The 15,978-nt window shown below is 48.2% G+C and carries 12 protein-coding genes; all 12 read left to right on the top strand.

Annotated features, from left to right (window positions below):
* Positions 1–7: 7 nt before the first annotated feature.
* The 12 genes from Q9R46_RS21500 to ilvA all read left to right on the top strand — a co-directional run bounded on the left by Q9R46_RS21500 (position 8) and on the right by ilvA (position 15,961).
* Positions 8–451 (top strand): immunity 26/phosphotriesterase HocA family protein, encoded by a 444-nt coding sequence (locus Q9R46_RS21500; RefSeq protein WP_145335826.1) that lies wholly within the window; start codon positions 8–10, stop codon positions 449–451.
* 94 nt (positions 452–545) lie between these two features.
* Positions 546–1,586 (top strand): phosphoribosylformylglycinamidine cyclo-ligase, encoded by a 1,041-nt coding sequence (gene purM / locus Q9R46_RS21505; protein ID WP_145335825.1) that lies wholly within the window; start codon positions 546–548, stop codon positions 1,584–1,586.
* Positions 1,586–2,203 carry a phosphoribosylglycinamide formyltransferase gene (gene purN / locus Q9R46_RS21510; protein WP_145335822.1) on the top strand — a complete coding sequence of 206 codons (618 nt, stop codon included), beginning with the start codon at positions 1,586–1,588 and terminating at the stop codon, positions 2,201–2,203. Before purM ends, purN begins: the two co-directional genes overlap by 1 nt.
* Before the next feature lie 336 nt (positions 2,204–2,539).
* The gene (gene purH / locus Q9R46_RS21515; protein ID WP_145335820.1) at positions 2,540–4,087 is read left to right on the top strand and encodes a bifunctional phosphoribosylaminoimidazolecarboxamide formyltransferase/IMP cyclohydrolase; all 1,548 of its coding nucleotides are present in this window, start codon (positions 2,540–2,542) and stop codon (positions 4,085–4,087) included.
* Positions 4,088–4,310: 223 nt separating this feature from the next.
* A complete protein-coding gene (gene purD / locus Q9R46_RS21520; protein WP_145335818.1) occupies positions 4,311–5,576 on the top strand; it encodes a phosphoribosylamine--glycine ligase in 1,266 nt (421 codons plus the stop codon).
* An 807-nt stretch (positions 5,577–6,383) separates the two neighbouring features.
* Positions 6,384–7,721 carry a hemolysin family protein gene (locus Q9R46_RS21525; RefSeq protein WP_145335816.1) on the top strand — a complete coding sequence of 446 codons (1,338 nt, stop codon included), beginning with the start codon at positions 6,384–6,386 and terminating at the stop codon, positions 7,719–7,721.
* A 46-nt stretch (positions 7,722–7,767) separates the two neighbouring features.
* Positions 7,768–8,850, top strand: coding sequence for a hemolysin family protein (locus Q9R46_RS21530; RefSeq protein ID WP_145335814.1), 1,083 nt, complete (start codon positions 7,768–7,770; stop codon positions 8,848–8,850).
* 420 nt (positions 8,851–9,270) lie between these two features.
* Positions 9,271–10,224 carry a ring-cleaving dioxygenase gene (locus Q9R46_RS21535; RefSeq protein ID WP_145335886.1) on the top strand — a complete coding sequence of 318 codons (954 nt, stop codon included), beginning with the start codon at positions 9,271–9,273 and terminating at the stop codon, positions 10,222–10,224.
* Positions 10,225–10,235: 11 nt separating this feature from the next.
* Positions 10,236–10,841: an alpha/beta hydrolase gene (locus Q9R46_RS21540; protein WP_311281841.1), complete on the top strand. Its 606-nt coding sequence runs from the start codon at positions 10,236–10,238 to the stop codon at positions 10,839–10,841.
* 263 nt (positions 10,842–11,104) lie between these two features.
* Positions 11,105–13,405 carry a beta-glucosidase family protein gene (locus Q9R46_RS21545; protein ID WP_311281706.1) on the top strand — a complete coding sequence of 767 codons (2,301 nt, stop codon included), beginning with the start codon at positions 11,105–11,107 and terminating at the stop codon, positions 13,403–13,405.
* 170 nt (positions 13,406–13,575) lie between these two features.
* Positions 13,576–14,442 carry an alpha/beta fold hydrolase gene (locus Q9R46_RS21550; RefSeq protein WP_145335810.1) on the top strand — a complete coding sequence of 289 codons (867 nt, stop codon included), beginning with the start codon at positions 13,576–13,578 and terminating at the stop codon, positions 14,440–14,442.
* A 286-nt stretch (positions 14,443–14,728) separates the two neighbouring features.
* Positions 14,729–15,961, top strand: coding sequence for a threonine ammonia-lyase IlvA (ilvA, locus tag Q9R46_RS21555; RefSeq protein ID WP_090923415.1), 1,233 nt, complete (start codon positions 14,729–14,731; stop codon positions 15,959–15,961).
* Positions 15,962–15,978: the final 17 nt, after the last annotated feature.

Below are 15,978 nucleotides of genomic sequence, written 5' to 3' on the forward strand. Positions count from 1 at the left end.
TAGGCTTATGGGCAGAAAAAGCTACAATGAGGGCGATATTTTTTTGATTCCAATGCATGATGGACGGTTTGCCGTGTGTCAGGTGATATGTGCACTGAGAGACCGCTTCAAAAAGGCATTTTCGTTCGGCGTGATGAGCATTCAGCGTGACGAAACCGTAAGTTTGGAAGACGGCGAATTCCTTGTCTATAAGTATGGTAAACGTACTAGCAACGTGATCTTCACGTCACCCAAGCTGCTGAAGGATGGCACATGGAGCATTGTTGGTAACATCCCGCTGACTCCGGCGAAAAAAGAACTGCAAGTATTCCAGTGTGCCGGTGGGGTATACAACGGTGACGAATTCATTCGAATGGTTCCACCGGAAGAGTACAGTCAGTACATTACAATGGGTGTAGCTGGATTTGAGTTGGTACAGAATCATCTCTTAGAGATGAGCAACAACAATTAATGAGTTAGACTTTTCATAGGTTATTCTGTCATCGGAGTGTGCGGTGTAAATATTTTCAGCTCGATTTATACAAGATACGAAGGGTGTGAGGGTTGTGTCCGAAGCATATAAAAAGGCCGGCGTCGATATCGCGGCAGGGAATGAAGCGGTTGAACGGATGAAAAAACACGTAAAGCGTACCTTCCGTCCGGAAGTGATGACGGATTTGGGCGGATTTGGTGCCCTGTTCGGATTGAACAAAGACAAATATGATGAGCCGGTTCTGGTTTCCGGTACAGATGGTGTGGGAACCAAGCTGAAAATCGCATTTGCGATGGACCGTCATGACACGATTGGTATCGACGCAGTAGCCATGTGTGTCAATGATATCGTTGTTCAAGGAGCGGAGCCGCTCTTTTTCCTAGACTACCTCGCTTGTGACAAAGTTATCCCCGAGAAGATTGAGGCGATCGTTGCGGGTATCGCGGAAGGCTGTCATCAGTCCGGCTGCGCGCTCATCGGCGGTGAAACGGCTGAGATGCCGGGAATGTACAGTGAAGGTGAGTATGATATCGCAGGTTTCACCGTGGGTATCGTGGATAAAGCAAAAATCATCAATGGCACAACTATCGCACCTGGAGATACGGTGATCGGCCTCGCTTCCAGCGGCGTGCATAGCAACGGATTTTCTCTGGTTCGCAGATTGTTGCTTGAAGAAGCTGGCCTGGATTTGCATTCCGAAGTGACGGAGCTGGGTGGCAAACTGGGCGATGCCTTGCTGGAGCCAACGAAAATTTATGTAAAACCATTACTGTCCTTGCTGGAGAATGTCAAAGTTAAAGGGATGGCGCACATCACGGGCGGTGGATTTATTGAAAATATACCGCGTATGTTACCAAGCGACGTGAACGTAGATATCGATTATGGTTCATGGCCGGTCTTGCCAATCTTTAATCTTTTACAGCAAAAAGGCGATGTATCGAACCGTGATATGTTCACGACGTTTAACATGGGGATCGGACTTGTCTTGGTTGTGAACGAAGCGGATGCAACAAAAGCATTGGAGCAACTGAAAGCATCTGGTGAAGAAGCGTACATCATCGGCCGTGTAACTGAAGGAGATGCGCGAGTAACCTTCACGGGAGCGGATGTTTAATGACGAACTACCGTATTGCTGTATTTGCCTCAGGGACCGGAAGCAACTTTCAGTCTCTGGTTGATGCGGCACGGAATGGTCATTTGGGTGCATCGGTGGAATTACTCGTCTGTGATAAACCTGCTGCACGCGTTGTGCAGCGAGCACAGGATGCAGGGGTAGACTGCCATCTGTTTACGCCCAAAGCGTATGATTCGCGTGAAGCATACGAGGCAGAAATTATCGAAGTGCTTGAATCCAAACAGATTGATCTGGTTGTGTTAGCAGGTTATATGAGACTTCTAACCTCAGTGATGGTGGAGCGTTACGCGGGTCGACTGATCAACATTCATCCATCGCTACTCCCGGCCTTTGCCGGCAAAGATGCAATTGGACAAGCACTTGATTATGGTGTGAAAGTGACAGGTGTAACCGTTCATTTTGTGGACGGCGGCATGGATACGGGGCCAATCATTGCCCAGCATCCTGTGCCAGTTCAGCCAGGGGATACGGCGGAAACGATTAGCCAAGCTATTCATGCAGCCGAACAGCAGTTATATCCTGAAGTGGTATCCTGGTTCGCGCAAGGTCTGGTCCAATTAAACGGACGCTACGTCACCGTGAACAAACCGGTTTGATATAAGTTGAGATTTTTTCCACACATGAACGGAGAGAACAGAAATAAGCTGGAGAAGCGAAGCGTTCGGCTGAAAGCTTTCTGAAAGAAAGCTGCATCGGAAGCATAAGCTTATTACTTGATTTTTTCCTTGAGAAAAGGGATTCAAAAAATCTGGGGATAACAGCTACTCTCAAGGTTGTTCTGCCATCGTAGTGTCCGGTGTAAACACCCTGGTTCAACTTATATAACAGAAGTCGAAAATTGGTACGCATATTGTGATATTTCTCGGGAAATAAATCAGCAGTGTTTCGTCAGGAAACGCGAAGCTTATGGGATAATAAAGGAGGAGCATATTGTGAGTATCAAAAGAGCGCTGGTCAGCGTATCGGATAAAACAGGCATCGTGGACTTTTGCCGCGAGCTGTCGCAAATGGGTGTGGAGATTATTTCGACAGGAGGTACAAGCAGCCTGCTGTCGAAGGAAGGCGTACCTGTCATCGGAATTTCGGACGTAACCGGATTCCCTGAAATTATGGACGGACGTGTCAAAACATTGCATCCGGCAGTTCACAGCGGTTTGCTCGCTGTTCGTGATAACGAAGAGCATACACGCCAAATGCAAGAGCTTGGTCTCGGTTACATCGATCTGGTCGTTGTAAATCTGTATCCTTTCCAGGAAACCATCGCTAAACCGGATGTAGCCTATGAAGATGCGATTGAAAACATCGATATCGGTGGGCCAACGATGCTGCGTTCTGCGGCTAAAAACCATGCTTTTGTTAGCGTTGTTGTTGATGCGGCCGACTACAGCCAAGTGCTGGAGGAAGTTCGTAGCGGCGGAGATACAACGCTGGAAACTCGCAAACGGCTTGCGGCAAAAGTGTTCCGCCATACGGCGGCTTACGATGCACTCATCTCCGATTATCTTTCCAACGTTAATGGCGATCCGCTACCAGAGCGTCTGACCGTTACTTACGAAAAACTCCAGGATTTGCGCTACGGCGAAAATCCACACCAACAAGCTGCATTCTACCGCAAACCACTCGCTGCACAGGATACATTGACTACAGCCGAGCAACTACACGGTAAAGAGTTGTCCTACAACAATATCAACGATGCCAACGCAGCACTGCAGATCGTTAAAGAATTTGAAGAGCCAGCAGTCGTTGCCGTGAAACATATGAATCCTTGCGGTGTAGGTATTGGCGAAAGCATCTATGAAGCCTATAGCAAAGCCTATGCTGCTGACCCAACATCGATTTTTGGCGGTATCGTGGCGGCAAACCGCATTATCGACAGCGATACGGCGAACAAGCTTAGCGAGATTTTCCTGGAAATCGTACTTGCACCTGACTTTACCCAAGAAGCGCTGGATATCCTGACGAAAAAGAAAAACATTCGTTTGCTCAAAACGGGCGAGCTGAGTGCGGCTCGTAACCGTGAAAGCCAATTCGTGGTGACGTCGATTGACGGCGGCATGATCGTACAACAATCGGACGTACACTCCATTGAAGCGAGTGAACTTAATGTGGTAACCGATCGTGCACCTTCTGATGAAGAAATGAAGCAACTTTTGTTTGGCTGGAAAGTGGTTAAACACGTGAAATCCAACGCGATTGTACTTGCTGCGAACGACATGACGGTAGGTGTAGGTGCGGGACAAATGAACCGTGTCGGTGCTGCCAAAATTGCAATTGAGCAAGCCGGTGAGCAGGCAAAAGGTGCTATTCTTGCTTCCGATGCATTCTTCCCGATGGGTGATACACTTGAGTTGGCAGCAAAAGCTGGTATTACAGCAGTCATTCAGCCAGGCGGCTCGATCAAAGACGAAGAGTCCATCAAAGTAGCCAATGAATACGGCATCGCCATGGTATTCACAGGCGTACGTCATTTTAAACACTAGGACAAGTAATAAGCAGGTTGAAGAGTTAAAGACCGAACAGAGGTCTTAAAATACTCTTCATCAAACAAAAGTGGCAAGTGTTATAAAGGGGTGTCACCTGTCATGCTGATGACGTACGGGGCACTCCTTTTTTCAGGAAATAGATCAATTTAAAATAGTGCACTTCATGTGTTTGAAGAGTAGGAACATTACAATCCAGTAAAGCGTGGAGGGGAACAGACGAATGGATATTTTGGTAGTCGGCGGCGGCGGCCGCGAACATGCAATTATCTGGGCACTCGCAAAAAGTCCAAAGGCAGGCAAAATTCATTGCGCACCCGGGAATGCGGGCATTGCACAGCTGGCGGAGTGTCACCCGATTGCGGTACATGAATTTGATAAACTCAAAGCTCTGGCAGTTGAACTAAAAGTAGACCTCGTCGTCATTGGACCGGATGACCCGCTGGCAGACGGCATTGTAGACGCATTTGACTCGACAGGCATTCCGGTCTTCGGTCCGCGTCGTAATGCAGCGGAAATCGAAGGCAGCAAAACATTTATGAAGGATCTGCTACACAAATACAATATCCCTACGGCTGCATATGAGAAGTTCGACAACTACGAGCAGGCTCAAACCTATCTGGATGAGCAAGCGATTCCGATTGTCATTAAAGCGGACGGACTCGCTGCAGGTAAAGGGGTCACCGTTGCATACTCCCGTGAAGAGGCGAATCAGGCCCTTCGCAGCATTATGGTCGATAAGGTGTTTGGTGAAGCAGGAGCCAAAGTCATTATCGAAGAATTCCTTGCAGGACAGGAAATGTCGATCCTGGCCTTTGTCGATGGTGAGACGGTTCGTCCGATGGCTGCTGCGCAGGATCACAAACCTGTGTTCGACAATGATCAAGGACCTAATACGGGCGGCATGGGTACATACTCGCCGCTTCCACATATTCCAACTTCTATCATTGAAGAAGCGATTGAAACTATCATCAAACCAACAGCGAAAGCAATGGTATCAGAGGGCCGTCCATTCCGTGGGGTATTGTTCGCGGGTTTGATGATCTCCCCGGATGGCAAACCCAAAACAATCGAGTTCAACGCACGTTTTGGAGACCCAGAAACACAGGTGGTGCTACCACGTTTGAAAACGGATCTGCTCGACATTTTCTGGGCAACCGTTCATGGTAAGCTGGCTGATCTGGAGATTGAATGGAGCGAAGAAGCCGCTGTATGTGTCGTGCTTGCTTCAGGCGGATATCCGGGCCCTTATGCCAAAGGTGTTGTGATTGAGGGACTGGATCAAGCCCGAGAGGCTGTTGTGTTCCATGCGGGAACAGCGCGTAATGAAGCTGGGGAATGGGTGACAAACGGCGGACGTATTCTCGGTGTTGTAGGCCTAGGTACTGACATTGCAGAAGCAAGAGCCAAAGCGTATGCTCAGGCAGAGCACATTCAATTTGAAGGCAAACATCAACGCTCCGACATTGCAGCCAAAGCCTTGGTGTAAGAATTAAAATCAGCCCGTAGGATCGGTACCGCAAGGTATTTGCATCCTGCGGGCTTTTTGCGCGTATTTAAATATATCATGTGTAAAAAAGACGGTTACATTCCTTTACAAACCTGCGCGAGAATAACGTTTAGCTGCTACGAAAGTGAACATCTGAATCTGTTTAATAGCCAAATGGAACGGGTAGTATTTCAGTAAACTGCACTATTCTAATAAAGTGGAAAGATTCATTCACAGATACGGAAGAAGCCACGAAAAAGGAAGACACATAGATCATAGGAAACTCACCTGTTTGGCAGGATCATGCTGGTTAAAATACCAGAGGATAACATACATATAGACTATTCTGTGAACAATAGACTGTAAGCTTGTGCCAAACCATAACGTGCAACTGGATGGTTTGGAGCAAAACATGATATACTTTTCGGAAACAGGAATCGATACGTTGGGAGGTGGATATCTATTGGGTAGGCGATATTGTAAATTGTCCAAATGGAGAATCTAGATGGAGTTGATCAAGGAACAATGGACAGCATGAGGGGTAACCCGTTTTGATTGAAGTCGTTTCTACACGTCATGGGCGTTATTGACTTCATCTTGGATTCCTGTTTTAGATTTACAAGGTCACAGAATGACTTATACAGAATGGATCACGAACTGATTTTTATATATGTTAAGTAGCGTTTTATTCGTCACTGGCTCTTGGCATCACACATTTAACAGCGCATGAACCGTTAACGGCATGAACGTTAATGCATTACGCTGTAACTATCTTTGGAGGTGAATCCCTGAGAATCGGGGAAGTCTTTGGACATAATTACCATATTGAATATCGCATTACTTATCATCTTGATTGTACTGACCGCATTTTTCGTTGCGTCGGAGTTTGCTGTTGTGAAGATTCGTACATCAAGGGTGGATCAACTGGTTGCCGAAGGCAATAAAAAGGCAGTGCTCGCCAAAAAGGTCGTCTCGGATCTGGATTATTATCTATCTGCCTGCCAGCTGGGGATTACCGTTACGGCTCTGGGACTCGGGGCGTTGGGTAAACCGACCGTGGAGAGATTATTGTATCCGGTGTTTAGCTATTTGGATGTACCTGCCTCGGCCTCGGCGATAGCTTCTTATGCGATAGCTTTTATACTCGTTACGTTTTTGCATGTCGTTGTTGGTGAGATGGCACCCAAAACGTTGGCGATTCAATTTTCCGAAAAATTAACCTTGTTACTCTCGCCGCCGCTGTACTGGTTTGGTAAAATCATGTATCCGTTCATCTGGGCACTTAATGGTGCATCGCGTGTAATCCTGCGTGGATTCGGTGTAAAGCCTGCCGGGCATGATCAAGCCTATTCCGAGGACGAGATTAAGATCATTATGAACCAGAGCTATGAAGGCGATGAGAGTAACAAGACCAAGCTTTCCTATTTGGAAAATGTTTTTGTGTTCGACGAACGTGATGCGAAAGACATCATGGTTCCGCGTACCGAACTGATTACACTGAATCAGGATATGACGTATGACGATATCATTCCTATATTGGATGAACATAACTACTCCAGATATCCCGTGATCGAGGATGGAGATAAAGACCGTATTATCGGTGTTGTGAACGTGAAGAAGATTTTGCCGGACATGGTTGCGACCCGGGCACATCAATTGAGTGAATTCGTGCGTGAGATTCCGTTCGTATCGGAAGTCACTTCCATTCAGGATGCGATGATCAAAATGCAGCAGGAACGTGTTCATATGGCTGTCGTCGTGGATGAGTACGGCGGTACTTCGGGAATCATTACGATGGAGGATATCCTTGAAGAGCTGGTCGGCGAGATCCGGGATGAGTTCGATGCGGATGAAGTAGCGGACATTCAGGAAACCGGGGAAAACCAGTATTTGATTAGTGGCCGTGTACTTCTGGATGAACTGGAGCGTCAATTCGGCATTGTATTCGAGGGGAATGAAGAGATGGATACGGTTGCCGGATGGATTCAGTACCAGAAGGGTGTCGGTGTGGAAAAAGGAGATACCGTTGAACACGGCGACTATGTCTGGACGGTTGTGGATGCCGAGAACTATCACATCAAGCAGGTGCTGCTTGAGCGTGTGAGTGGCACTGAGGCCCAAGAACCTGCAAGCGATTTGGCTTAACATTTCAAAACTTAATGGAGGTGAATCCCTCGCCTGAGGGAAATCATTGGACGGAATAATAGCCTTAAACTTATTTTTAGTAGCTGTATTTATCGGTTTGACCGCGTTTTTCGTAGGAGCCGAATTTGCTATTCTGAAAGTGCGGATGTCCCGTATCGATCAATTGATCGCGGAAGGCAACAAAAAAGCTGTGGTCGCCAAAAAAGTGGCACATAATCTGGATTATTATCTGTCTGCCTGTCAACTGGGTATTACGATTACAGCACTCGTACTGGGTGCCTTGGGTGAACCGACCGTAGAGAAGATGTTACATCCGTTATTTCAGAGTCTGGAAGTGCCTGCTGCGTTGTCCACCGTGCTTTCTTACGGTATTGCGCTGGCAGTGATCACCTTCCTGCACGTCGTGATTGGTGAGCTTGCACCGAAGACACTTGCCATTCAATTTGCTGAAAAGATGACGTTGTTGCTTGCACCACCGCTCTACTGGTTCGGTAAGATTATGAATCCGTTCATTTATGCGCTGAATGGTGCAGCACGTTTATTACTTGGCATTTTCGGCATCAAACCTGCAGGACATGATACGGTTCACTCCGAAGAGGAACTAAAGCTGATTATGGCGCAAAGTTATGAGAGCGGTGAGATTAATCAAACCGAGCTGGACTATCTCAAAAACATCTTTGCCTTTGATGAGCGGTTGCTTCAGGAGATCATGATTCCCCGCAATAAAATCGTTACATTGAATAAAGAAATGCCGCTGGATCAAATTATCGAAGTGCTGAATCAGCATGAGTATACGAGATATCCTGTCATTGCAGGCGGGGATGCAAACCATTTTGTCGGGTTTATTAATACCAAACAGACGTTAACGAGTGTAGCTGCGGGCAGAACGTTCAGCATGAACACGTTCATGCACCCAATGCCGAGCTTCTCGGAGCGTTCACCGATCAAGGATGTGCTCGTTCAAATGCAACATAGCCGTGTGCATATCGCTTCTGTCAAAGACGAAGCAGGCGCAACGATCGGAATGGTGACGATGGAGGATATTCTCGAAGAGATTGTCGGGGATATCAAGGATGAATACGAGCATAAGGATCTGGTCAATCCACCGAAGAAATTGAAATTGGTGTAAGAAGACCAGAAGCAGGTTTTGTTTTGGTGGGATATACGTACCAGTACGCTGGTACCGTTAGGGTTATGGAAAAGGGAATGAGCGCAGCTTGATGTATTTAGTTTGAAATCGTTCATTTGTATTCTTATATAAAGACAGGTTCCCGTACTTCGGTGCGGAGACCTGTTTTTTTATGTGAAAAGCAGTTCAGAGCGATACGTTTTGACAAAAACAACGAGTGTAATTAAGGTTTACCACCGTAATATCTTAATTTTGAAATAAATACTTGCATATTGATCGCATATGGATTAATATGAATTTAAAGAATCTTAATTTAAAGATAAATAGCAAGGCTAAAGGAAGTAAATCCTCAGATGCAGTAAATAAAACAAACGTACAACAACCAAGATAATGATTATAAACCAAACCAAGGGAGTGGAGATTATGTTCAGAACTTCAGGCATTCATCATATTACGGCTTTTGTAGACGACGCACAGAAAAATGTTGATTTTTACGCAGGTGTACTGGGACTCAGACTGGTGAAAAAAACGATCAACTTTGATGCACCGGATGTGTATCACTTGTACTATGGTAATGAGCAAGGCGCTCCAGGTACGATCATTACCTTTTTCCCGCAGAAGAATGCAAGAAGAGGTGTGATTGGCTCAGGTCAGACCGGGGTTACCGTCTATGCCGTACCGATGGGTAGCTTGTCCTTCTGGAAAGAACGTCTTGCTTCCTTCGATATTCCATATGAAAATAAAACCAGATTCGGTGAACACTATATTCGTTTTTTCGATAAAGGGGGCTTACTCCTTGAACTGGTTGAGCGCGAAGGCGGTCAGCCAAGCCAGTGGGCATTTAACGGGGTAACACCGGAGCATGCCATCAAAGGCTTTGGCGGTGCGGTACTGTACAGTCACGTGCCTGAGAAAACGATGGATGTGCTTGTCAGCAAGCTTGGCCTGGAGCAGGTTGGCGAAGAGAATGGCCTGATCCGTCTGCGGGCGAGCGGTGATCTGGGACAGATCATCGATATTCAATCGACAGGTATCCAGCGCGGTATCGGTGGTGCAGGAACGGTACACCACATTGCATGGCGTGCCAAAGATTACACGGAGCATGAACAAATTCAACAGGACCTGGATCAAACGGGGTATCATCCAACTCCCGTGATTGACCGCCAGTACTTCAATGCGGTATATTTCCGGGAACCAGGCGGTATTTTGTTCGAGATTGCTACAGATCCTCCGGGCTTTGCACGGGATGAACCACAAGAGACGATGGGTGAGAAATTGATGCTGCCTGACTGGTACGAACCACAGCGTGAGCAGATTGAACAATTGTTGCCACCAATTCAAGTACGGGAATGGAAAGGAGATTCTAAATCATGAGTACATCGACGATGAAACATATCTACAAAGCAGGTACGCAGCCAGATGCGCCGACATTACTGTTGCTCCACGGTACAGGCGGAACGGAGAATGATCTGATCGGACTGGCGGAGATGATTGCTCCGGGGGTAGCGATTCTTGGGGTACGGGGTAACGTGTCCGAGAATGGGATGCCACGTTTCTTCCGCCGCCTTGCAGAAGGTGTCTTTGATGAAGAGGATCTGATTGCACGGACAGCAGAGCTGGGAGCCTTTATCGATGCCGCTGCGGTGGAATATGGATTCGACCGTTCGAACGTGTATGCCCTGGGTTATTCCAATGGTGCCAACATTGCCGCAAGTTTGATGTTCCATCAGGCAGATGTATTCAAGGGAGCAATCCTTCACCATCCGATGGTGCCGCTTCGCGGACTGACGCTGCCTAATCTGAAAGGACTGCCCGTGTTTATCGGTGCTGGAGAGAATGATCCGATTGTGCCGAGACGTGAAACGGAGGAATTGGCTTCCCTGCTGAGCGGGGCAGGTGCCGATGTGCATATGCATTGGGAACGTCAGGGCCATCAACTGACACGTACCGAGGCGGAAGCTGCGGCAGCATGGTATAAGTCTCAGGCTTAATAAAGGTTGGGAATTTGGATGTATTGCATTACGAGATGTAGCATATATCGACATATAATAAGAAGTTCACAGGCAGCCTGATCGGTGAGATCGGGCTGTTTTTTCGCTTTTTGGAAAAGTGAAGCGTTCGCCTTTATCCAATGAACGCATCTGTTATGTAAACGTGATGAAACGGGTAAAGATTTGAAAAGGTAAGAGTTCACGCAGTATGCTTGGTATATAGCTTCTACACTATACGAATATCATGAACTGGAGGGGTTAATGTGGAACGTAACGTCAAAGATTTGGTACGGCAGATGACACTGGAAGAAAAAGCGGGAATGTGCTCAGGGCTCGACTTTTGGCATCTGAAAGGGGTGGAGCGTCTCGGCATTCCATCTATTATGGTAACGGATGGTCCCCACGGATTGCGCAAACAGGATACCAGTGCAGATCATCTGGGTTTAACTGCAAGTGTACCTGCAACCTGTTTTCCGTCTGCGGCAGGGCTGGCGAGTTCGTGGGATACCGAGCTTGCGCGCCAGGTGGGCATAGCTTTGGGTGAGGAATGTCAGGCCGAAGATGTGGCGGTACTGCTTGGGCCAGGTGTGAATATTAAACGTTCCCCATTGGGTGGACGAAACTTTGAATATTTTTCCGAAGATCCGTTGTTATCCACTCAGATGGCTGCCGCTCATATTCAGGGTGTGCAGAGCCAGGGCGTGGGTACGTCGCTCAAACACTTTGCAGTGAATAACCAGGAAGAGCGCCGTATGTCGATTGATGCGGTGGTAGACGAACGGACGCTACGCGAGATTTATCTGGCCAGCTTCGAAGGGGCGGTGAAGGACGCACAGCCATGGACGGTGATGTGTTCCTATAACAAAGTGAACGGCACGTATGCGGGTGAAAATGAGTGGCTGCTGACCGACATTCTGAAGGATGAGTGGGGCCATGAAGGTCTGGTTGTCTCGGACTGGGGCGCTGTGAATGAGCGGGCAGATGCGCTTGCGGCAGGACTGGAGCTGGAGATGCCGGCGAGCGGTGGTATTGGAGAACGTAAGGTGATCGATGCCGTAGAGAACGGTAAGCTGCCCATGGACAAGCTTGATCTTGCGGTGGAGCGTTTGCTGAACTTAATTTTCAAGGCGATGGATCATAAGAAAGAAGGGGCTTCCTACGATAAAACGGAACATCATCAGCTTGCACGCAAAGTCGCTTCCGAGAGTATGGTTTTGTTGAAAAATGAGGCCGGGCTGCTTCCGCTAAAACGTGAAGGCAGTGTAGCTATCGTAGGTGCTTTTGCGCGTAAACCTCGCTTTCAAGGGGGTGGCAGCTCCCATATCAATCCGACCAAGGTAGACGATATTGTGGATGAGATGACTCAGGTCGCAGGCAATGGGGTGAGCATCTCGTATGCACCGGGTTATCGGATTGAAGCGGACGATGTGGATGACACCCTGATGCAGGAAGCCGTTCAAGCCGCGCAAGCAGCAGATACAGCTATCGTATGTGTGGGTTTGCCGGATCGATACGAATCCGAAGGGTATGATCGTGCCCATCTGCGTCTGCCGGACAACCACATTCGACTGATTGAAGAGGTTGCCAAGGTGCAGTCCCGTGTCGTGGTTGTGCTTAGCAACGGTTCTCCAGTGGAGATGCCTTGGCTTCCGCAGGTTCAAGCCGTGCTTGAAGCTTATCTTGGCGGACAGGCTGCAGGAGGCGCAATCGCCGATCTGCTCTACGGTGAGGTGAACCCGTCCGGTAAACTGGCAGAGACCTTCCCGGCCAAGCTTAGCCACAATCCGTCCTATCTGAACTTCCCTGGTGAGGCAGATCGTGTGGATTATCGCGAGGGGATCTTCGTCGGTTACCGTTATTATGATAAAAAAGAACTGGAGCCGCTGTTCCCGTTTGGATACGGCTTGAGTTATACCACGTTTGAGTACGGCGATTTACAGGTAGATCGCACGGCGCTAACGGATCTGGACGAGGTGCAGGTACAAGTACGCGTCACCAATACGGGAGAGCACGCAGGGAAAGAGATCGTACAGCTGTACGTTAGTGACGTCGAGAGTACGGTGATTCGTCCGGATCGGGAGCTGAAAGGTTTTGCGAAGGTGGCACTGGAGGCTGGCGAGTCCAAAATAGTTCGTTTCACGCTGAATAAGCGTTCGTTTGCGTATTACAACGTGGATATGAAAGACTGGCATGTCGAGACGGGGGAGTTCGAGATTCAGGTGGGCAGTTCTTCGCGTGATATTCGTATGCAGACTCGGGTAAGCGTAGAGTCTACTGCCACGTTTATTCCAACGTATACACGTAATAGTACCCTTGGCGATATTCAGCGCGACCCCGAGAATAAAAAGCTGATTGAGCAGGCTTTGCAGCAATTCCAGGAAGCGAGCGGTTTTGGCGGCGGTGACGATTCCGGTGATAATGACCATGCGGACATGATGAACGCGATGATGAAATATATGCCGCTGCGTGCCCTTGTGGCCTTTAGCGGTGGTGCGATGACCGAGGAAGCGATGAATCAGTTGCTGGATCAGATGAATAACAAGGATCACGGCATTCGCGGATAGAGAGTTTCATCCCGATGCTGCAAGGCTGAGAGGGATACCCGATCCGGTGATGGATCGGGTGTTCTTTTTTTACAGGGAAAAAGGTATAATTAGTAATTGATAATCATTTTCATTTAGAAGTGTGATGCGAGACGGGATACTGTGGACCAGTGGGGAGGGAAGGTGAAACAATGAGTAATGATGCTCGATTACATACGTTGGGTTCAAGTGCATATATTCAGACCCGGGATGGCCGCAAGTTGCATTACATGTCGAAGGGCGCTGGAGAGGTAACGGTCGTTTTTGAGTCGGGGATGGGTGTATCCAGATCTACATGGGGGCTAGTTGTACCGACGATTGCGAAACATGCACGTACCGTTGTATACGACAGGGCAGGAGCGGGACGAAGTGATGTTGATTCTTCTCCACGCACGCTCGCCCGGATTGCGGAAGACCTGAATGAACTGATAGCGGCGATGGGGCCGGGGCCGATTATTCTGGTGGGGCATAGCTGGGGAGGGCCAATTGTACGTGTAGCGGCGGCTAGCAACCTGTCGCGTCTGCAGGGTATCATTCTTGTTGACCCGTCGGATGAGCATTGTGAGTTATATTTTTCCCGTATGGCGAAGGTGGGTTTCGCGGTTAATGGCACACTTATTCCAGTTCTGGCTCGTGTGGGCCTGTATCGTTTCCTTGGCATCAAAGACTTTCTTAATCAGCCTGACGATGTTGTAGCAGATCACCGCCGTGAGGACTTTACGGTACAAGCTGCTCGGACGATGGCTGCGGAGGGAAAAAAATTTTTGCAAGATTTAAAGGGACTACAGGAGCAACCTCCCCAGCTGGGAGATTCGGAAGTTAGCATTATTTCAGGTACCTTGCCAGGCAAGGGAGAACGTAAAATCAGACCTGCCATCGTTGAAGCTCACCGTCAGACGGTAAGCAAGCTAGCCAATGCGAGATGGATTGAAGCAGCTCGTTCCGGTCATATGGTGATGTTTACAGATCCTGAAGTGATCATCGATGAGATCATGCGAATGATACGCGGTACGGAGTAAGAGTGAGAGATAAGAGTAAGAGTAAGAGTAAGAGTAAGAGTAAGAGTAAGAAAGCCTTACAATGAGAAATGAGAAGTATTTGAGGACAGTCGCCATAGTGAGTAGAAGATTGTTCCTTCCGTTACCCGGCGCAAGGACAGAGCAAAAGTGATACAATAAAAAGAAAAAGCAATGGATGACATTGCTAGACCATATAAGCGGAGTGTGGAGACAGATGAAACCAGAGAATCAAGAAACAACAGGAACGGGAGCCGGAAACGAAGGTTCTAGAAATGTCCATGTAGGCATGGAAGATATCGTGCGCGCGCACCATGTGCTACGTGAAGTGATTGTCAGAACGCCGCTACAGCGGGATGCTGTACTTTCGGCTAAATATAACTGTAATGTGTATCTGAAACGGGAAGACCTTCAGGTGGTGCGTTCGTTCAAAATTCGCGGGGCCTACAATATGATACGCAGTCTGACCCCTGCCGAAATGGAGAAAGGCATCGTCTGCGCCAGTGCCGGCAACCACGCACAGGGGGTGGCTTTTAGCTGTAATGCACTGGGCATTCACGGCAAAATCTTTATGCCAAGCACAACACCGAACCAGAAAGTGAAGCAGGTACGACGTTTTGGCGGCGATAATGTAGAAGTTGTCCTGATCGGTGATACGTATGACGATGCGTATGCGGAAGCGATGCGGGCATGTGACGAGCAGGGCATGACCTTTATCCATCCGTTTGATTCACCGAAGATTATTGCAGGGAACGGTACAGTTGCGATGGAGATCATGGAAAGCCTTGATGAGAATGCAGACTATGTATTTGTCACCATTGGCGGCGGCGGATTAGCGGCTGGGGTAGGAACCTACATGAAAACGGTTAGTCCTGAAACACAAATCATCGGCGTTGAGCCGCTTGGAGCAGCTTCCATGAGTGAAGCAATGTTCCGCAAACAAGTGGTTACGCTGGATGATATCGATAAATTTGTGGATGGGGCAGCGGTGAAACGGGTCGGTGATTTGACTTATGATATCTGTAGCAACATCCTGAATGACATCGTGAAGGTGCCAGAAGGCAAAGCCTGCACAACCATTCTGGAATTATATAACGAAAATGCTATCGTGGTGGAGCCTGCGGGCTCGCTGGCTGTAGCTGCGCTGGAGCAATATCGGGAACAGATCGCAGGCAAGACGGTAGTTTGTGTGATCAGCGGCGGTAATAATGATATTGACCGGATGCAGGAGATCAAAGAGCGTTCTCTGATCTACGAAGGTCTGAAATATTATTTCATGGTGAATTTCCCGCAACGTGCGGGGGCGCTGCGTGAGTTTCTGGAGGAAGTGCTCGGCCCGAATGACGATATCGCCAGATTTGAATATACGAAAAAACATGACAAGGAAAATGGCCCTGCCTTGGTCGGCATCGAGCTCATGTACAAGGAAGACTACCAGCCACTCATCGAACGGATGAACCGCAAAGGTATCGCCTACACCGAGCTGAACAAAAACTTGAATCTGTTCAACATGTTGATCTGAGAGAGAGGTGTCTTTTT

This window comes from Paenibacillus sp. RRE4 (assembly GCF_031844205.1).
Lineage (GTDB): Bacteria > Bacillota > Bacilli > Paenibacillales > Paenibacillaceae > Paenibacillus > Paenibacillus xylanexedens_B.